21 protein-coding genes are annotated in these 19,275 nt (G+C 44.1%); 8 read left to right on the forward strand and 13 right to left on the reverse strand.

Annotated features, from left to right (window positions below):
• Positions 1–558: 558 nt before the first annotated feature.
• From BG260_RS09145 to ruvB, 4 genes are all read right to left on the reverse strand, one after another.
• Complete coding sequence (locus tag BG260_RS09145) at positions 559–1,803, reverse strand: amidohydrolase family protein (protein ID WP_245683937.1); 1,245 nt, start codon at positions 1,801–1,803, stop codon at positions 559–561.
• Between the two features lie 12 nt (positions 1,804–1,815).
• A complete protein-coding gene (locus BG260_RS09150) occupies positions 1,816–3,108 on the reverse strand; it encodes an amidohydrolase family protein (RefSeq protein ID WP_069131916.1) in 1,293 nt (430 codons plus the stop codon).
• A 497-nt stretch (positions 3,109–3,605) separates the two neighbouring features.
• Positions 3,606–4,757: a methionine adenosyltransferase gene (gene metK / locus BG260_RS09155; protein ID WP_069131917.1), complete on the reverse strand. Its 1,152-nt coding sequence runs from the start codon at positions 4,755–4,757 to the stop codon at positions 3,606–3,608.
• A gap of 84 nt (positions 4,758–4,841) precedes the next feature.
• Positions 4,842–5,870: a Holliday junction branch migration DNA helicase RuvB gene (gene ruvB, locus BG260_RS09160; RefSeq protein WP_069131919.1), complete on the reverse strand. Its 1,029-nt coding sequence runs from the start codon at positions 5,868–5,870 to the stop codon at positions 4,842–4,844.
• A gap of 146 nt (positions 5,871–6,016) precedes the next feature.
• Between ruvB and ppk1 the strand changes: the two genes are divergently transcribed.
• Positions 6,017–8,173: a polyphosphate kinase 1 gene (ppk1, locus tag BG260_RS09165; protein WP_083750221.1), complete on the forward strand. Its 2,157-nt coding sequence runs from the start codon at positions 6,017–6,019 to the stop codon at positions 8,171–8,173.
• Between the two features lie 37 nt (positions 8,174–8,210).
• Here the strand turns inward: ppk1 and BG260_RS09170 are convergent, their stop codons facing one another.
• The 8 genes from BG260_RS09170 to BG260_RS09205 all read right to left on the reverse strand — a co-directional run bounded on the left by BG260_RS09170 (position 8,211) and on the right by BG260_RS09205 (position 14,284).
• The gene (locus tag BG260_RS09170; RefSeq protein WP_069131921.1) at positions 8,211–8,984 is read right to left on the reverse strand and encodes a tetratricopeptide repeat protein; all 774 of its coding nucleotides are present in this window, start codon (positions 8,982–8,984) and stop codon (positions 8,211–8,213) included.
• A 103-nt stretch (positions 8,985–9,087) separates the two neighbouring features.
• Positions 9,088–9,630: an RNA polymerase sigma factor gene (locus BG260_RS09175; protein WP_069131922.1), complete on the reverse strand. Its 543-nt coding sequence runs from the start codon at positions 9,628–9,630 to the stop codon at positions 9,088–9,090.
• Between the two features lie 100 nt (positions 9,631–9,730).
• On the reverse strand, positions 9,731–10,444 hold the full coding sequence (radC, locus tag BG260_RS09180; protein ID WP_069131958.1) for a RadC family protein: 714 nt from the start codon (positions 10,442–10,444) through the stop codon (positions 9,731–9,733).
• Between the two features lie 223 nt (positions 10,445–10,667).
• Positions 10,668–10,877 carry a helix-turn-helix domain-containing protein gene (locus BG260_RS09185; protein ID WP_069131924.1) on the reverse strand — a complete coding sequence of 70 codons (210 nt, stop codon included), beginning with the start codon at positions 10,875–10,877 and terminating at the stop codon, positions 10,668–10,670.
• A 16-nt stretch (positions 10,878–10,893) separates the two neighbouring features.
• Complete coding sequence (locus BG260_RS09190; RefSeq protein ID WP_069131926.1) at positions 10,894–11,499, reverse strand: DUF2975 domain-containing protein; 606 nt, start codon at positions 11,497–11,499, stop codon at positions 10,894–10,896.
• Positions 11,500–11,502: 3 nt separating this feature from the next.
• Positions 11,503–12,129 carry a DUF2975 domain-containing protein gene (locus BG260_RS09195; protein WP_069131927.1) on the reverse strand — a complete coding sequence of 209 codons (627 nt, stop codon included), beginning with the start codon at positions 12,127–12,129 and terminating at the stop codon, positions 11,503–11,505.
• 2 nt (positions 12,130–12,131) lie between these two features.
• A complete protein-coding gene (locus tag BG260_RS09200; RefSeq protein WP_176719468.1) occupies positions 12,132–12,734 on the reverse strand; it encodes a DUF2975 domain-containing protein in 603 nt (200 codons plus the stop codon).
• A 371-nt stretch (positions 12,735–13,105) separates the two neighbouring features.
• A complete protein-coding gene (locus BG260_RS09205) occupies positions 13,106–14,284 on the reverse strand; it encodes a phosphorylase family protein (protein WP_069131932.1) in 1,179 nt (392 codons plus the stop codon).
• 14 nt (positions 14,285–14,298) lie between these two features.
• Here BG260_RS09205 and BG260_RS09210 point away from each other — a divergent pair, with 14 nt between their 5' ends.
• From BG260_RS09210 to BG260_RS09235, 6 genes are all read left to right on the forward strand, one after another.
• Positions 14,299–14,868: an NUDIX hydrolase gene (locus tag BG260_RS09210; protein WP_083750218.1), complete on the forward strand. Its 570-nt coding sequence runs from the start codon at positions 14,299–14,301 to the stop codon at positions 14,866–14,868.
• Between the two features lie 173 nt (positions 14,869–15,041).
• A complete protein-coding gene (locus BG260_RS09215; RefSeq protein WP_069131938.1) occupies positions 15,042–16,235 on the forward strand; it encodes a pyridoxal phosphate-dependent aminotransferase in 1,194 nt (397 codons plus the stop codon).
• An 84-nt stretch (positions 16,236–16,319) separates the two neighbouring features.
• Complete coding sequence (locus tag BG260_RS09220; protein ID WP_069131940.1) at positions 16,320–16,565, forward strand: FmdB family zinc ribbon protein; 246 nt, start codon at positions 16,320–16,322, stop codon at positions 16,563–16,565.
• Positions 16,566–16,571: 6 nt separating this feature from the next.
• Positions 16,572–17,153 (forward strand): GbsR/MarR family transcriptional regulator, encoded by a 582-nt coding sequence (locus tag BG260_RS09225; RefSeq protein ID WP_069131942.1) that lies wholly within the window; start codon positions 16,572–16,574, stop codon positions 17,151–17,153.
• 2 nt (positions 17,154–17,155) lie between these two features.
• Positions 17,156–17,518 carry a YraN family protein gene (locus tag BG260_RS09230; RefSeq protein WP_069131944.1) on the forward strand — a complete coding sequence of 121 codons (363 nt, stop codon included), beginning with the start codon at positions 17,156–17,158 and terminating at the stop codon, positions 17,516–17,518.
• Positions 17,519–17,562: 44 nt separating this feature from the next.
• A complete protein-coding gene (locus BG260_RS09235; protein ID WP_069131946.1) occupies positions 17,563–18,312 on the forward strand; it encodes a lysophospholipid acyltransferase family protein in 750 nt (249 codons plus the stop codon).
• Positions 18,313–18,378: 66 nt separating this feature from the next.
• Here BG260_RS09235 and BG260_RS09240 read toward each other — a convergent pair whose 3' ends face one another.
• The gene (locus BG260_RS09240) at positions 18,379–18,630 is read right to left on the reverse strand and encodes a hypothetical protein (protein WP_069131948.1); all 252 of its coding nucleotides are present in this window, start codon (positions 18,628–18,630) and stop codon (positions 18,379–18,381) included.
• A 234-nt stretch (positions 18,631–18,864) separates the two neighbouring features.
• On the opposite strand from BG260_RS09240, the gene BG260_RS09245 reads away from it, so the two are divergent.
• The gene (locus tag BG260_RS09245) at positions 18,865–19,260 is read left to right on the forward strand and encodes a hypothetical protein (RefSeq protein ID WP_069131950.1); all 396 of its coding nucleotides are present in this window, start codon (positions 18,865–18,867) and stop codon (positions 19,258–19,260) included.
• Positions 19,261–19,275 lie beyond the last annotated feature (15 nt).

The raw sequence follows: 19,275 nt of genomic DNA on the forward strand, positions 1-19,275 counted from the left end.
TCAATTCTGCCACCAAGGCTCGAATACTCTAAGCTGTTCGAAGGATCTGAATTTATGTTTCCTGACAATTGATCACCGTCAATTCGATGCCGCCTGAAATAGGTGGTTCACCGCAAAGACACTTGTTGCGTTGACCTTTTTTAATAAACCTGTCAGCGATGCAGGATTTCCATGCAAAACGACAAATCGAAATTTTAACCATCCTATTCCATAGGAATATCCTGTATATAGTAACCGAAAGAAATTTACAACGACGCTCCGTAGGTGCCTCCTTTTCACTGAACTTAGCCAAATAAAAATTAAATACAGGAGGCTCCTCCGGAGCCTTTTTGATAGCACTGTGATTTCTATAAACAGGAAACCCCTGACGGAGTTTTCTTAACCTGATCTATATAATTAAATTTGCTTCTGGTCATCAGATTTGATTAAGAATCAGCAATCCAATACACATTATTCTCTAAGTACACTGTGCCTCCGCGGTGAACCTTAGATCAAAAACTAAAAAACCCTTCTCCAAAATTATTGAAGAAGGGCTTCTAGTTATTCATGAGGTTTGATCTACTCCGGCTTGTAAACTACCTCGCCGTCAATTATCACACCTTGTACTTTCGTTAAATACTCAAACGGATCACCGTCAAACATTGCAATATCCGCATCTTTGCCTCGCTCAAGTGAGCCGACTCGATCATCAATTCCCAATATATTGGCTGCACCTGCGGTTATTGAGTAGAGAGCATTCTCCATTCCCAATCCATTTGCGGCGGCAATAGCGGCTTCGTAACGAACAACTCGTGTTTTGGGAACGTATCCCTCAAACCCACTCTGAAATGCAATTGGAATATCTGCATCAAACAGTTTGGAAGCCGTCTCGAAGCTCATATTTTTCATTGCTCCACCGGGACGAGCCATCGTTGGGTGGATAATTACAGGAATATCCGCCGCTTTGATCTCATCCATCAGCAGATAAGATTCTGCTCCGCCTTCCAATACCATTGGAAATCCGAACTCGCGCTGTAACCGAAGTGCAGTGTTGATATCCTGCGAAGTCTGCACGTTGATCATGGCGGTGATTTTACCATCAATCAGATCTGCAATTACCTCAGACTTAAGGTCGGTGCCATTGGTCTCACCGGAAGCTCGTTTTTTAGCATAATCCTTGGCGCGGATCAACTCCTGTCTGAGCATAGCCACAGTTTTTGACCGGGTTCCCGGAGAGCTAAATGCACGACTCACACCGGACCCCATCGTAATTGAGAGCATTGTGCCATCTTTAACCAAAGCCTCATCAACCGTTGATCCGGTTGTTTTTACGATCATCATCTGACCGCTTATCACAGCACCGGGCCCGTGACCTGTATGCACTGTGGTAATCCCGTGCTCTTTCAAAAAATTAACCAGATACTCACGGGCATTGTACGAATCGGATGCTCGCAATTCAGGCTGAATAGCCGAGGAAGTTTCCAGCTGATCCTGATCGTGATCCTGGTTGTAATAACCGGCCAGACCCACCACAGAACGGGCATCAATCAATCCCGGTGTAACAACCTTCGCTTCGTGCACTTCATAACCCGAAGGAATATTCACCCGGTTCGCAGAACCAACCCGCTCAATCTTTCCATCGCGAATCAATACTACCCCATTTGATATGGCATTGCCATTCATGGTATAAACCGTTTCACCTTTTACGGCAATTTGTGCATCAGCAGACTCCGGCAGAACCGATACTGCAAAACCAATCAGCAAAAGGGCTAATCCGGCTAATTTTCCTGCTCGTTTCATTATGTTATTTTCTTTGATTTTCATTGTCAGACCTCCTTAGTGGTGAGTATGAAGAGTGGACGCCCGGAAAATATCGTATCCTCCGGTGGCATATTTACCCTGCTCCGGATCTTCCCGATCCCAGGCTTTTTCTCCCTCAATCCAGGTCTGTTCAACATGCGAGTAGACGCTGAACGGATCACCCGAAAGAATGATAAAGTCAGCATCTTTTCCTGCTTCAAGTGAGCCCACCCGATGTTCCAAATCCAGCATTTTAGCGCCGGAAATCGTCAGTGCTTCAAGAGCCCTTTCGCGGCTCATTCCCTCTTTCACTGCCAGGGCAGCCATTCGAAGTAAAAATCGGGAGTCAACAATTCCATCATCCGTATGAAATGCAACTTCGGCACCGGCCCTTTCGAGCTCTCTTCCGTTGATGTCGAAGATCTCAATCGTCTCCATCTTACCGCCCGGAGAGTCCAGTCCGATAATAGATGATCCGATCACGTTTGAGTTGGCAATTTCGTCGGCCACTTTCCAGGCCTCGCTCACATGCTGCAGAACAACCCGATACCCAAACTCCTCAGAAAGGCGGATCGCCGTCAGGATATCATCATGGCGGTGGGTATGATTATGAACAATGCGTTTACCTTCCAGTACTTCCACCAGCGTTTCCATTTCAAGGTCGCGCGCAGGCATCTTTTCAGGGTCACCATCAGCCTCTTCTATTTTTTTCTGATAGTCCTGAGCTTTCAAAAACAGGGAGCGAACCATCGCGGCAGATTTTGCGCGTGTGCCAGGCGTGCCTCCGGATCGAAGCGGATTCGTACCGTTCGCCATTTTCAGTCCCCCGTAAATCCCTGTCTCCTCATCAACAACAACCAGCATCTCTTCAATTGTATTTGCAGGCTTTGGTTTTACATAAACCGTCTGCCCACTCATCAAGTGGCCTGAACCCGGCATAATATTGACCGTGGTTAATCCACCGGCAAGCGCTTTATAGAATGTTTTGCTTCTCGGGTCGATGGTGTCCATAATGCGAACATCCGGATGAAGTGTTGCGGACCGGTCCCCGCCATCACCTTCACCTATATGAGAATGGGTATCCACCAATCCCGGCATAATTACTTTGCCTGATGCATCAACTCGAACGGCATTTCGTGGTATGGATACTGAACCTGACTCGCCCACAGCCTGAATTTTTCCATTTTGCACAACCAACACACCGTTGGATATCACATCTCCCGTAATCGGGATGATTTCCGCACCTTCAAAAACATGCGGACGATCTTGTGCATGCAGGCTAAACACCCACATGAACAACATCATACTTACAGTAAACAGTTTTTTCATAAATCTGACTCTGTTTGGTTTATATTAACATGTGGAATTAACATAGATAAACAGAACCATTTTGTAAAAAGAAATAAAGAAAGGCTTCAGGCTTCAGGCTTCAGGCTTCAGGCTTCAGGCTTCAACGGCAAGATGTAGAGAGTGACACTATGCTCTATGATATACGGTGTACGGCAAAAGTGTCACGCATTCGTCTGCCGAATTCCGGTGTTCATTTCGCTGGTTCGTGCGACGAGTTTTGGAAAAGTGACGAACATTGTGGTTTGATTTCCACAAAATGAGCTTCGTTTTCGATTTACCTCGGAGGGGTGTGCTGCTTTTAGAATATCAACCAAATGTATACTCCTCCGCTGAACAGAGGGAATGGAATGGAGCTCAGAATAAACCAGAGACGGTATTCACGCAGAACATTATTTGCAGCGGAGCTGCGTGGTTGTCGTCACGTAGCAGAACTCCGGACGAGGGAATTCTCAAGACTCACATCTCAGGACTCAATACTATTTTACCGCATTCGCTATCTGATCAACAAAATCCAGCTTCTCCCAAGAAAATTCATCCCGACCAAAATGTCCATAGGCAGCCGTTTTTCTAAATACAGGTTTTTTCAGGTCAAGTCTCTTAATGATTCCGGCAGGAGTCAGGTCAAACGTTTTCATCACAGCATCGGCCAGCTTTACATCATCCACCTTACCCGTTCCATACGTATTAACATAAATGGAGACCGGGTCAGCCACACCAATAGCGTAAGCCACCTGCACCAGGCACTCATCTGCCAATTCGGCTGCAACAATATTTTTCGCGATATGCCGGGTTGCGTATGCGGCACTTCTGTCAACTTTTGAGGCATCTTTCCCCGAAAATGCGCCGCCACCGTGAGCACCGCGTCCGCCATAGGTATCCACGATAATTTTACGTCCGGTGAGACCTGTATCACCATGCGGACCGCCAATCACAAACTTACCGGTTGGATTTACATGCAGAATGGTATCAGAATCGATAAAATCTTCAGGTATCGCGGTACCTATCAGGTGCTTTTTAATATCCTGTTTAATCTGAGCCTGCTCTACCCCCTCATCGTGCTGGGTTGAAATCACAATTGTATCTACACGCTTAGGCTGTTTGTTCTCGTCATACTCCACGGTAACCTGGCTTTTACTGTCCGGGCCAAGATATGGCATCAATGCAGTATCCTTCCTGATATGTGCCAATTTTCGGAGCAGGTCGTGCGAATATTGAAGTGTCATCGGCATGTACTGTTCCGTTTCCCGGTTGGCATATCCGAACATCATGCCCTGGTCGCCGGCCCCCTGCTTTTTCTCACCCGATTCATCCACACCCTGCGCAATATCCGGGCTCTGCTGATGAATCGTAGTGAGTACCCCGCACGAATCGGCATCAAACCGATAGCTCGCCTTTGTGTATCCTATATCACGAATAACTTCTCTGACAATCTCCTGCACATCAACATAAGAGTCGGTTGTCACCTCACCGGAAACCACGGCCAAACCGGTTGTCACTAATGTTTCAACTGCTACACGAGAGTTTCGATCCCCTTCCAGCATTTTATCTAAAATTGCGTCAGATATCTGGTCAGATACCTTATCAGGATGTCCCTCTGATACCGATTCGGAAGTAAATAATCTTTTCATCAATTTGTCTGTAGAAATTAATTCGTTGATTTAAAAGCGGTTTGAAAGTACGAAATATTTGTAAGGTTTTCACTTTGCGGATTTTTAATTATCCGCCGAAAATAGATCATTGCCATCGCCGCTGCCACTCTGCTTTATCCCCAGGTATTGATACGCTTTTGCTGCCGCAACCCTCCCCTTTGGAGTGCGCTGCATAAACCCCTCTTTAATCAAAAAAGGTTCATAAACCTCTTCAATCGTCCCTTTATCTTCCCCTACGGCAACGGCAAGTGTGCTCAAGCCAACCGGACCGCCGCTGTAGTTTTCAATAATTGCCTTTAAAATTCTCACATCCATTTCATCCAGGCCGTTTTGATCTACATCCAATGCGTTCAGTGCCTTGTCGGCTATTTGATCATTGATCTCCGTCATCTCCTCCACCTGGGCAAAATCTCGGGTTCTGCGAAGCAATTTGTTCACAATTCGCGGAGTCCCGCGGCTTCTCCGGGCAATCTCATGCGCGCCGGATTCCGTAATTCCAAATTTCAAAATGTGAGCCGTTCGCAGTGCAATTCGCTGCAATAGCTCGGTATCGTAGTAGTCGAGCCGCATATCTATGCCGAACCGAGCTCTGAGCGGTGCCGTTAACAGTCCTTTACGGGTGGTTGCTCCCACCAGGGTGAAGTGATTCAGATCAATTTGCACACTGCGGGCATTCGGCCCCGAATCGATCACAATATCCAGCTTATAATCCTCCATTGCAGAGTAGAGATACTCCTCAATAATCGGATTCAGCCGGTGAATTTCATCAATAAAAAGCACATCACCCTGCTCCAGATTGGTGAGCAGTCCGGCCAGATCTCCCGGTTTTTCCAGTACCGGGCCGGTAGTCGGTTTGATCTGAACACCCATCTCAGCTGCAATGATATAGGCAAGAGTAGTTTTCCCCAACCCCGGAGGGCCTGAAAGAATAACATGGTCAAGAGCTTCGTTTCTCTTTTTAGCAGCCTGAATAAAAACATTCAGATTGTTAATCACTTTCTGTTGTCCAACAAATTCATTCAATGAAGAGGGACGCAGATTTTCTTCTACTGAAAAATCTTTTTCTTCGGGGTCTAAAAGTGGATTTTGCAAGGTGCTACAGGTCTGATTTGTTTAAACTTTGGTAACACTATAATACTTAACTTAAAATGAAAATGCTTCATTGCAATGATCTTCTGCCCTGATTGCAATTCGAGCCTCAGATCTATCGGTCAACTATTAAAGCATTCGAATATACAATGAGTGAATTTTTGAATGAATATGAAATTCAGAAAAACGGAGGGCCTGCTGAGCTGAACCTTGCCGGAATGGATTACTTCCTGAACTATGAGCTAAGCTGGCTGAAGTTCAACTGGAGGGTTTTGCACGAAGCTCAGGATTTAAGCAATCCGCTTTTAGAGAGAGTCAAATTTATAGGAATTGTGTGCTCCAACCTGGATGAATTTTATCAAAAGCGAGTGGGCGGATTAAAACGACAATTCCATGCCGGTGTAACAGAGCTTTCTGTGGATGGGTTGACGCCAAAACAGCAATTAACTGCCATCCGAAAAGATGTTGGCAAGATGATCAGCTTTTACCGGAACTGCTTTTTCAATAACCTGATGCCGGCAATGAACCAGGAGGGCATTCGAATTGAGAGGTATAGAAACCTTAAGTCGGATCTTCGATCAAAAGCCGACCACTATTTCCAAACTCAACTCTACCCGATCATCACCCCGCTTGCTGTTGATGAAGCTCACCCATTTCCATTTATTTCCAACAAAAGCAGATCGCTGGCTGTAAAACTGAAGCAACCAGGGTCAGATGAATATTTTTTTGCACGTGTAAAAATCCCGGCCAACCGCCCCAGATGGATCACACTTGAGAAGAGTTCGGGAAGTGTCACTCTTCTCTCTACAAGTGAACTGATTAAGGCAAATATCTCATCCTTTTTCCCGGGAATGGAGATCATATCAGCCCACATATTCAGAGTAACAAGAAATGCTGATTTAAAGAGAAATGAAGAAGAAGCCGACGACCTTCTTGAAATGATTGAGGATGAACTCCGGGAGCGTCGATTTTCTGAAATTGTGCGACTGGAGATAGACCGTGAAATGCCGGACGATGTCAAGCAGTATCTGATCGACCAGCTAAAAATTAAAAAACACGACCTTTTTGAGATGGACGGCCCGCTTGGCCTGGCGGATGCAACCCAGCTCTATGACCTGGAAGGATTCAATCACCTGAAATATACGCCCTGGACTCCCGCTCTCCACCCGGTTTTTAAACATCAAATGGAAGAGGATCTTCCAGATATTTTCAGCACAATACGAAAGGGTGATTTCATCGTACACCATCCCTATCACAGCTTTGAAACCTCCACTCAACGATTCATTGAAGAAGCCGCGAACGACCCAAAAGTGCTTGCCATCAAGCAAACACTCTATCGCACATCCAGTGACTCTCCGGGAATGCACGCTCTCATTCGAGCAGCCGAAGCCGATAAACAAGTGGCTGTTCTGGTTGAACTGAAAGCACGGTTCGATGAGGAGAGAAATATCAGCTGGGCACAAAAGCTCGAAAAAGCCGGTGCGCATGTATCATATGGTATTGCCGGGTTAAAAATTCACACAAAATTGACGATCGTTGTTCGTGAAGAACATGACGGACTCCGACGTTATATTCATGTCGGTACCGGAAATTACCACCCCGATACGGCGCAATTGTACGAAGACCTTGGCTTCTTTACTTGCCGGGAAGATCTTGCGTCCGACGTGAGCGACATCTTTAATCTGCTCACCGGCTATGCACCCGATCAGACTTATAACAAAATGCTGGTTGCGCCAAAACGGATGAGAAATCATCTGATGGAGCTCATTCAGCATGAAATTGATGCTGCTAAACGAGGTGAAAACGCCCAAATCATAGGAAAAATGAACAATCTGGAAGATCCATTGATTATTCAGAAACTGTATGAGGCATCACAGGCAGGAGTTCAAATTGACCTGATCGTCAGAAGTGTTTGCCGATTGATACCTCAAAAAAAGGAGTTGAGTGATAATATTCGGGTTCACGCAATTATCGGGAGATTTCTGGAGCACTCCAGATGCTACTATTTTCATCACAGCGGTGAAGATAAATACTTCATTGGCTCGGCCGACTGGATGCACCGAAACCTTGATGCCCGTGTTGAAGTGCTGTCGCCGATCGAGAACAATCAGCTTAAAAGATATCTTAAATTTTTCCTCGACCTCTACCTTAAGGATAACCGGCAACGCTGGATACTGAAACCGTCAGGGAAGTATAAAAAAGTAAAACGGATAAAGGGTGAGGATGAAATTTCCGTACACAAATTCCTGATGGATCACATCAAAAACGGAACTGAACCGATCCCTGGCATTTACGATTCTATTTGAGTACCCAAACATGCTCAGATTACTGAATACTACTTTTTTACTCTGACTCTCCATCCATTTTTTCCAGCAGATTCTCAGCCTGACCGGCAAATCTGCCATCGGTACTGTAGACTTTATAGACGGCATCCCTTGCCTCTTCCAGAAGCTCCAGGTTCAGGTATGCATTCCCCAAAAACCACCAGGCTTTTTCCACAAAAAACTTATTCATCTCTTCAGAATTAGATGCAGCCTCAAAGTACCGTGCAGCATCTTCAAAGTTTGCCATGTTGTAGTGAAGAATCCCGAGGTTCATCATCACTCTGGCTTCCTGTTCAGGGTTTAGATTCTCCATCAAAATGGATTTAAATTTGGCATCTGCCTCTTCATACTCTCCTTCATATGCTAACGTCAGCCCCCGACTTATTTCCACATCAATAAAGGAAGCGGTAACCTCGTCAGATCGCATAATATCGGTTCCCGACATCTCGTCAATCTCAATCTGTGATATTGAGAGAGGATGAATCGAAACCGTATCCTGCACGGAATAGAACTGAAGGCCGATACTAACAATTATGATGGCTGCGACCGCATAGAACCAGCCTTTCATGCTCTTGTTATTTCTCTCAGGTTTAGCACCGTTAACGGAATCAATCGATGTGATGTTACTCTTTTCGGCCTCTTTAGCCAAATCCCTCAAGTGCAGCTCTGTCTCAAACCACTTATAGTACTCCGGGTTATCAACAAACTTCTCCCAAAGGCTGTCAATCTCATTTCCTGACAGTTCTCCATCAATATAGCGGGTAATTTCTCTGTAGATTTCTTTATCTGACATTTCTCTTTTTTTATGTATTTATGTCGGAATCTCAATGATTTTAGAATACAGTATCCGGATGTATGGCACCATTTGTCAGAAATCCTTACAAAAAAATTTTTATTTATGAGCTGTACTCTTCTGCACAGGAGCTTAAGTGCTTAATTACACGGTGTCTCCGCTGCCACGCATTATTTACTGATATATCAAATTTTTCGGCTACATCGGCCGCATCCGCCTCCGGATAGGTAAGCAGAAATTCGACCAGAGAGCGGTAGTGAGCTTTCAACTTATCAATACAGTGCTTTAAGATCTGTTTACGATCATCATTTATCAAATTCCAGATCTGATTTTCCGGCACAACCGGTTCTTCCGCGAGCTCTTCATACTCATTGAAGTTGTAATCACGTAAAAGGTTGAGATAGGTGTGGCGGGCGGCTTTCATCATATATTTTGCAAGCCCGCCAGGATTATCAATCACGTCTTCACGAATTTTGGGAATCAAATATTCAAACATCTGCTGTACAGCGTCTTCCGCATTCTCAGGCGTTGCGCCCATTCGGGCGATCAAATACTTTTTCAGAATAACCAGAGAGTCGGCACAGATCTGGTTTACAGATTGTCTATCATTCCTCTGAAGTGCTTCTACAAGTTCTGAATAGTCCATACCCCGGCAGATTTTATTTTGTGGAACTTTGAAGATAACAGATGATCTGAACTGAGCAAATTAAAAATAAGCTTAAACGCGTAGGTGATAACGCTATCTTTCAAATCAGATTCTTGTTTCGAAAGCTAATAAATCGGTCTCCCGCAATAATAATATGATCATCCAAGGGAATTCCAATATGTTTTCCGCTCTCTACGATTCGGTTTGTTAAATTGATGTCTGAAGCGGACTCCTTTGCATATCCGGACGGATGATTGTGAGCCACTAAAATAGAATTGGCCTGATTCAGAATGGCCTGGCGCATCACCTCCGGCACATCCACAACCGTTGCCTTATTTCCACCCTGACTGATTTTCTTATATCCGGTTAAAATTTTTGCGTTGTTCAGAAATGCCACGTAGAACTCCTCGTGTGGAAGATCTCTCAACCGAGGAGCAAAAAATGCGGCCGCATCATCCGGTGATGTAATTTTTACCTGGTCGCCCAGCGATGCCATCTGGATCCGTTTGGATAGTTCAAAAACAGCCTCGAGCGTGAGCGCCTTGACCTTCGCAATTCCGGGTATCACTTTTAGGGATTGCCAGTCTTGACGTGAAAGGTTTCTGAGGCCGTCAAATCGATCCAGCAGTGCACGCGATGCATCAATTACGTTCATCCCTTTGGTACCGGTTCGCAGCAGAATGGCCAATAGTTCAGCATCAGAAAGTGAATCAGCTCCGTACTTAAGCAACTTCTCTCTTGGCTGTTCATCCGGCTGCATATCGCGCACGGCTCGTCCAAAATATTTTTTCGTATCAAATTCCTCTGTTCTCATATCTCTTTCCTTTTTATCTGTAAGAGGCAAAAACAGAGAGTTCCTTACAAAATTTTTTCAAATCCCCCGACAGACCGCTACCCGCGGTCAGTCGGGAAAACCCTGAAACCGTTGTTCCCAAACTCGGGTAAGGTTGTGCCAAATACTATATTCGTGGCACGACTTGGAGACGTGCCACGAGTAACAACAGGTTCGTGGCCGACGCATCGGTCGGGCGGACTTTTCAGTCATCGTCCCGATACTCCAAAATATCACCCGGCTGGCATTCAAGCGCCTCGCAAATCACCTCAAGTGTGGAAAAGCGAATGGCCTTGGCCTTGCCAGTTTTAAGAATAGAGAGGTTCGACATGGTGATATCCACCTTCTCGGAAAGTTCTGTGAGCGACATCTTTCGCTTGGCCAGCATTACATCCAGATTTACGATGATAGCCATGGTTACACCGTCAGTTTTAATTCCTGATACATATCATGCCCTTTTTCGAAAACCGCAGCAAGGGCAAAAAGCAGGAGCCAAAGACAAAACTGCCAAGTTCAAAATCGAGGCTTACCGAGATTTCATTGGCAACCATAAGTTCATCAATGGGTACCACAAAAAGCTGATACATAAGCCACCCGAGGAGCTCGAAAGCTATGATCAAACCGGCAATAATTTTAAGCCGCTTGATATTCTTTTGGGTGAAGACTTTATCATTCCAGGCTGATTTGAGGATCATACGAAGTTGAAAAAAACCAAACAGAGATAAACCCAATCCAATTATCAAAGAGATGATCATTCCGACATAAAGGCCAAAATGGTTATTCATGATATAATCCAGATTTAGGAAAGCTGTGGCTGAGTCGATGCTGATCATGGACGAGTCGATCGCTGTTTGAAAAGTAAGCTGATCAGCTTCTACCGGAATTTGAATTTTTAAAAATTCCACCGTCAGGCCAAAAGTATGCTTGGCGAAAATGAGTCCAATCAACAGTATTGCAACTCCACACAACGCGTACCAAAGAAAATTGATAATGGCGTATGAGTAATAAACTGAATTTTTGTCTTTAAGTGAATTCATAATCTACACCGTCAATTTTTGTTCTTCGTGCATGATAGCTGCCCGGTTCAGAATTTCGGCAATCACAAAGCAGACCAAGCCGGCAAAGAAAAGAGTAAAATCAAACGGAGGCAGTACAGCTGTGATCTCATCCATCATAACATGAGAATCAAAATAGAGTTTTACTCCCCACTCGAAAAGAAATCTGAGAGGCGCGGCTATAACCAAAAGAAACCCCACAATCCGAATGTCTGATCCGTTTTGAATCGTAAATGTATCCGTTTTATGCATGGCGTCCAGAACCCGTTTCAGCACTGAAAATCCGTAAAGCGCTAATCCAAAAATTCCTATTTGAACAAGAAGCAATATCGCGCCGAGCATCACCTCACCCTTCAGAGGCATAAAACTCATCTCTACGCTTCCGGCCGAAAACAAAAACGCCTGCTCACCCGATAATACCTCTTTTAGATGATTCACTAAAAAAGATGAATCCAGATATACCGAAAACGTAGCTCCAATCTCACCCCCCGAATAAACAAAAATGCCCAGCATCAGAAGTTGTCCGGCTATGGTAACGAGCAGAACCGCCCAGATGAATTGGGCTACAAACCTCAGAAATGAAATAATAGACCAGCTTCCGAAAGTTTTCATATCTACACCGTCAGTTTTTGTTCTTCGTAAATATTACGCCCCTCTTCCATGATGTAGCCAAACAGCACGAGTATCATCCCCACCAGAATAAACTCAACCATATAGCCACTTGAGCCGCTAATCTCACTCCCCGGCGCAGACAACTCATCCCGGATCAAATAGGAAATAAGAAAGCCTCGGAGGTAGTAGTAAATTCCAATTGTTGCCACAGTATTACCGGCAAATTTCAGGTATTTGGAATTTTGAGCCATAAACAGCTGTCCTTTGGCAACGAGATGAAAAAACTTTGCCATCAGGAAGAAAACAGCTACAAGCGCTAAACTTTTAAGCAACTCAGCCATCATCAGGAGATAGACATTCAATCCCAGTGAAAAAGGCAGTGTTATATAGAGAGTTTCCTTACGCTGAGAGACCTCAATACTCTCCGACAGCATATCACCGCTCGTTTTCGAAACAGTTTCTACCGGCATGCTACCCACACCTCCATCGTGAATAAAAACAGCCAACGTATAGGCCACAAAACCGATCATAATTACCGCCCCAAAAAGCGACAAAAACGCCAGTTGACGAAGCAGAGTGAGTTCTTTTTCTAAATATTGTATCATATCGTCAAGTATTAGATCATACATTCATCTCCAATTACGGCAAATATTTATTGATAAACAATAAATATTTGCCCTTTAAAGAAATTTTATCCTTCTGTAGTCATTTACAGAATACCGAGGCATTGTTTAAATCCTTAATAATTATGACCGTCTGACCGCGCATAGCGGTCTGACGGGGGCATGAATCTCAACCATTCGTGGTACGACTTTAAGGCGTGCCACGAGTAACAACCAGACCCGTCTGACCGCGCATAGCGGACGGACGGGACATAAAAAAACCGGCAGACTCTTTCGAATCTGCCGGCTCAATTTTATAGTAGATAATATTCTAAACTAAACTCGCTTCTCGCCTTTTTCCTCTCGCCAATAAATCATTCCGCTCCGCCCATTAACGGTTCGTTGAATGCACGAATGCTGGAGTTGGGCAAACCTTCAGGATAGTATGTTTTACTCAGATCCAATGCCTCAATCACCATTTTCAGATGCAGCTCCTTGGAGTTTTCGTAGAATGACTGCGCTGCGCCGGTCAGTTTTGGCTTTCCATGCAGCGGCTTATCGCTTACACAAAGGAGAGTGGCAAACGGCACGCGGTAGCGGTATCCGTTGGTCGCCACCGTAGCCGATTCCATATCCACCGCCAAACTGCGGCTGATGTGAATCTGCTCAACCGTTCGTTTTTTAATGAATTCCCAGTTCCGGTTCGCCGTAGTATAGACCGTTCCAAGACGGTAATTTCTGTCATACTTATCCATCACCTCTTTCAGATACACATTCAACAGGTGATTGGGCGTGATTGGAATGTTGAGCGGAAGAATATCATCCAGAACTTTATCCTCGCGCATAAAGCCGGTGGCAAGGACAAAATCCCCGATCTCCTGGTGGTTTCGGAGTCCGCCGCAGTGCCCGACCATAATCATGGCATCGGGACGCAGAACCGCCACATGATCTGAAATCGTTTTAGCATTAGACGGTCCCACCCCCATATTAATCAGTGTAACTCCTTTATTATCGGGCAGTTTGTGATGATAGGCCGGCATCTGTACAGACCGGTTTGGCTCTACACAATCCGGGTAGCGCTCCTTAAACACCTCAACGTGCATATCGTAGTTGGTGAACAGGATGTACCGCTGAAAATCCTGAGGGCGTGTTCCGGTATAGTGCTCCAATCGGTTTAGGGAGATATCAATTCGTTCGGGAGTAAACAGGAAAAGTTTCTTCTGTGTGATATCCCACTCATCCTCATCAGCATTATCAAACAGGTTTGGGTCATTCATTTCAACCCGGGGACGGGATGGAAATATTTTCACATCCGCTCCCTTTTGCATCAGTTTTTTCAGTTCGCGCGTCAGATACCACCGGTAGGCGTGCGGAAGCGCCATCTCTCCGGTTATAATCGGGTTATGCTCCGACCACGACCGTTTGATCATCAACTTTGGATAATCGCCCTCATCGTAGATCTCCTCCATCATATCGCACGCTTTGTTGGCGAGCTCCTCGATTTCTTTTTCGTTGCTGAATGAGTCTTTTGTAATTTCAAGTCGTTTATCCATAAAAGAGGTTACTGATGAGTGTTATGTTCAAATTTTCTAAACCCGGATGGGAACTGCTCAAAGATAAGAAACTCTATGAAACTCCCATTTTTTCTCTGCATCAATTACAACTGAATCCACCCGAATTTCAGTCCAATCACCCGTACTACATTTTAAAAGCACCGGAGTGGATTAATGTAATCCCCCTCACTGCTGAAAATGAAATTGTCTTGGTTGAGCAGTACCGTGTTGGTATTGATGAAACAACGCTGGAATTGCCGGGCGGAATGGTGGATCCGGGAGAAAAGCCGCTGGAAGCCTGCAAACGTGAGCTGCATGAAGAGACCGGCTATCTTTCTGATGAGTGGGAAAAGCTTGGCAGAACCAGTTCAAACCCCGCCATTTTAAACAACTTCACACATCTTTATGTAGCCAGAAACTGCTCATACACGGGAAGTAACAATCCGGACGGCTCTGAAGATATCAAAGTTCACACCATGCCTCTTAACCGTTTTCTATCCTTAGTTCAAAACGGAACTGTACACCACGCTATCGTATTGGCTGCAGTTGCCCAGTTTCTTTTAAATGAGAGGGATCTTGAGTAATCGGGTATCGGGTAAAGAAAATGATGTCTCCGGCATACAAACCACCAAACCCACTGCTTAGTACTTAATAATCGATGCTTACCACTCAATACTTATTACTCACCCAAAGAACCCGATAGACAAACAACGCCCTTTTTGGTACCTTTGGCGTACAATCAAAATTTCAGGAATTTATGATATCAAAAAGAGCTCAAAATTTATCTCCGTCCGAAACATTAAAAATAACTGCCAGGGCAAAAGAACTCGCAAGAGAAGGCAAATCAATTGTATCCCTAAGTGCCGGAGAACCTGATTTCAAAACCCCGTCTCATATCTGCAATGCGGCAATTGAAGCCATTACAAATGGCTTTCACGGTTACACAATGAACACCGGCATGCCGGAACTGCGTGAGGCAATCAGCCATAAATTAAAAAGAGACAACCGGCTTGATTATGATTCCGGACAGATTGTCTGCTCAAATGGCGCCAAACAGTCAATCGGTTTTACATTACTTGCCACCATCAATCCGGGCGATGAAGTGATTATCCCTGCACCCTACTGGGTTTCCTATCCTGAGATGGTAAAAATGGCTGAAGGAGTTCCCGTAACGGTAAAAACTGACTTCAGCAACAACTACAAGCTGACGGCAGAGCAACTCGCTGATGCAATTACAAAGAAAACCAAAGCCATTATTCTCTGCTCGCCATCCAACCCAACCGGTGCATGCTACACAGATGAGGAGCTTCGGGAGCTGGCTGATGTTCTTGCAGATCATCCTGACATACTGATTCTCTCAGATGAGATATACGAGTATATTGTTTTCGATGATCATCACACAAGTATTCTCAATGCTGCCCCTGAGCTAAAAGACCGTACGGTTATTATAAACGGTTTCTCCAAAGGATTTGCTATGACCGGTTGGCGACTTGGGTATATGGCGGGTCCTAAACAAATTGCAGATGCAGTAGCAAAAATTCAGAGTCAGGAGACCTCCGCTCCTTCATCCATTTCTCAAAAAGCCGGGCTTGCAGCCTACACCGGCCCAATGAAACCGATTGAGGAGATGCGAAAAGCTTTTAGAGAACGACGAGATTTTATCGTTGCAGAGCTCAATTCAATCAGCGGTGTAGAGTGCTTTACACCCTCCGGTGCGTTTTATGTATTTCCGGATGTTCAGGGAATTCTTGGTAAATCAACTCCTTCAGGCAAGCGCCTTCAAACAACTACTGACTTAGCTCTCTACTTGCTGGAAGAGCATGGGGTTGCCACCGTACCGGGTGATGCTTTTGGAGAGCCCGGAGGTTTGAGACTCAGCTATGCCGCTTCAATGTCAGATCTTCAGGAGGCTTCCAAACGTTTAAAAACAGGGATCTCTGAATTGACATAATCGATTGTCAATTTTTTCAGAAATTCATAATTGGCACATTTTCTGCTGATATGTTTCGGAAATTTAAACCAAACAATTGTTGCAATGCCTACATACGAATATAAGCGGGAAGACGGGTCTATTTTTGAAATCTTTCAAAGTATGAGTGATGATGCACTTACCTCATGTCCTGAAACCGGACAGCCGGTAAAACGAATGATATCAGGTGGCGGAGGTGTAGTTTATAAAGGTACCGGCTTCTACAATACTGATTACAAAAACAGTAAACCTGAACCCACCTGCAGCTCTGAAGCCGGTAGTTCCTGCGGTTGTTCAATTCAGAAGAATTAAGATTCTATGGCCGGGTCTAAAAAGGAGATACATCAGCAGGCTATTGACCAATTTGTTCAGGTTTGGGGTGAAATGGCCTCTGCCTGGGGTATCAACCGGACCATGGCACAAATACATGCTCTTCTATACGCCGAAGGTGAGCCGCTCGATACTGATACCATTATGGACCAATTGAGCATCAGCCGCGGCAACGCTAACATGAATCTCAGAAATCTGATTCAGTGGAAGCTGGTGCAGAAAGTTCACTATAAAGGGCAGCGCAAAGATTATTTTACTGCCGAACAGGAAGTGTGGACCATCGTATCCAGGATTATTCAGGAGAGGCAGTTCAGAGAGGTTGAACCCATCAAGGAAAATTTATCGAACACTCTCTCCATTTTACAACAGTCCGAAAACCTAAGCATTGAAGAGGCTGATTTTAAAGAGCGAATAGAAAATTTTGTTGAATTTCTTGAGATGTTCGATCGTTTTACGAAAGCACTTCTGCCCTACATCAACAAGAATAACCTTACTTTTTTAAAGCATCTGGTTAAACTGGCCGAAGCCCATCAGTCACTGAAAGGAACCGGAAAATCGAAAACAGATTAAACATGACTCAATCTAATCGAGACATAGGCAACCGGGGCGAAGATATTGCAGCAGCATACCTGGAATCGAAAGACTGGCTGATTTTTGACCGAAACTATTTTTTTGAAAAAGCCGAAGTTGATATTGTGGCTACCGATCGAAATTACATCGTTTTTGTAGAAGTTAAGTTCCGAAGCAGCACCTATTTTGGTGAACCGGAGGACTCCATCACGCCAGAAAAGGAGTTGAATATTCGCAAAGCGGCCGAAGCCTGGCTCTATGAACGTAAAATGGAGACTGCCGTTGCCCGGTTTGATGTTATTTCCATTGTTCAGAAGAAAAATGAAGCGCCTGAGATCAAACATTTTAAAGATGTTTTCCGGTAGTTTGATCAATCTATAAGCAAGCATCCCATCCTTACAATTTAAATATGTCTGATAGTAAACAGCGATTAACCATCACGGAATATATCCGCAGTTCCCTCGCTATCGTACTGTTTTTTTTGATGCTTCTCTTCATGACTCCGTTCATCCTGATTCTGCTATTTATTTCGGCAGGTCGTTTAAGTAATTTCGTCGTTGAAAAAATAGCCCCACTCATTGTAAAACCCGTTTTTCCTGTTGCCGGTATAGATTTTAGCATAAAAAAGCATTCAGGTAACGTTCACTATCCCGCAGTTTATATCATCAATCACAGTTCAACTTTAGATATCCTCACCATTTTAGCCCTTGGCCTTCCCAGGGTTCGATTTGTAGCCAAATGGCAACTGCAGTACAATCCACTTTTCTTCCTTTTGGGACGATTAACCGGGCAGGTTTTCATCCGAAGAGAGAAGTCTGACAAGGCCGTTCAAACACTTAAAAAAAATGTAGACCGGATAAAAAGACGAGGCTTAACCGTTATGCTCGCCCCTGAAGGTTCACGCAAACACCCAGGTGTCATTGGACCATTCAAGAAGGGTCCTTTTAGAATGGCTATGGATTTAGGCTATCCGATTGTTCCCATCTATTTTGAAGGTAATAGAGAATTAAGCAAAGGTGGGTTTCTGTTTACAAAACAAGGAAAAGCAACAGCTCATATACATGATCCAATTGATACAGAAGACTGGACACTTGAGAATCTTGAGGAAAAAATTGAGGAAGTGAGGTCGCTCTATCTTAATTGGGCAGATGTAAATTAATGATCACACATTAAAAAATGGCATCCCTATTTTTACTAAGGATGCCATAATTACTTTTCAAATGATCTATTTTTCTCTATAGAAATAGATCTTCTTATTATTAGCGTCTTTGCCGCTTTTAATTTTTACGTTGTTTTCCTGGTTGTATTGATATACAGCGGTACGCATCGAATTCACACTCTTCTCATTTGAATAACTAACCTCAACAGCTTGTCCGCCCGGCTCCAGTTTATCCAGCGCATCCATTAGCGGTTTAAATTTTGAAGATCTTCGTTTACTTGATTGTACCTGAGAACGCTTTACAAATTTAATATCCATTATAAAATCACATTTACTTTAAAATGATTGGCTGTCAAATATAAAAAAGGAGATGCACTTATACATCATGTTAATTTAAATTTTACATTCATTTCAATTTATTGATTATCAAGGAAAACTAAATTCCGCAGCTTTTATTTCAATTAAATTCATTTTAAAGAATGTTTTTTCATAAACATCCTTTAGCTTTTTTATCTTATTTAACCATTCAAAACTAACTTTATCTCTAATGGCATGATTGAATCTACAAGGCAAAACTATAAGTTGATAGCGATTTTGATCTCAACGATTGCGGCCGGCATTCCGCTTTGGACGCACTCAGGAAGAGCTATTAATTTTACAGATACAACGTTTATCCTCACCTGGGTTGCCATTGGAATTGTGGCGTCATTTGTGGCTCTTTTTGTCGTCAATCTTAAAACAAAGGATATGATATCCAGTTTTATTATCGGATATATGGTTGCAGTAATTACCTATTTTGTCAGCCGTATTCTCATATCCAATATGATTCACACTCAGTTTGTGATCTCACTTGCACTCGCCATTGGTGTTGGCGCATTTTCGGGATGGGTAGGCTCACTTTTTTGGTCGAAAGCCAAAACTAAAAATCGAAACAAGAAAAAGTCTTAACCTTCTTTGAATCAC

This window comes from Rhodohalobacter halophilus (genome assembly GCF_001715195.1).
Classification (GTDB): Bacteria; Bacteroidota; Rhodothermia; order Balneolales; family Balneolaceae; genus Rhodohalobacter; species Rhodohalobacter halophilus.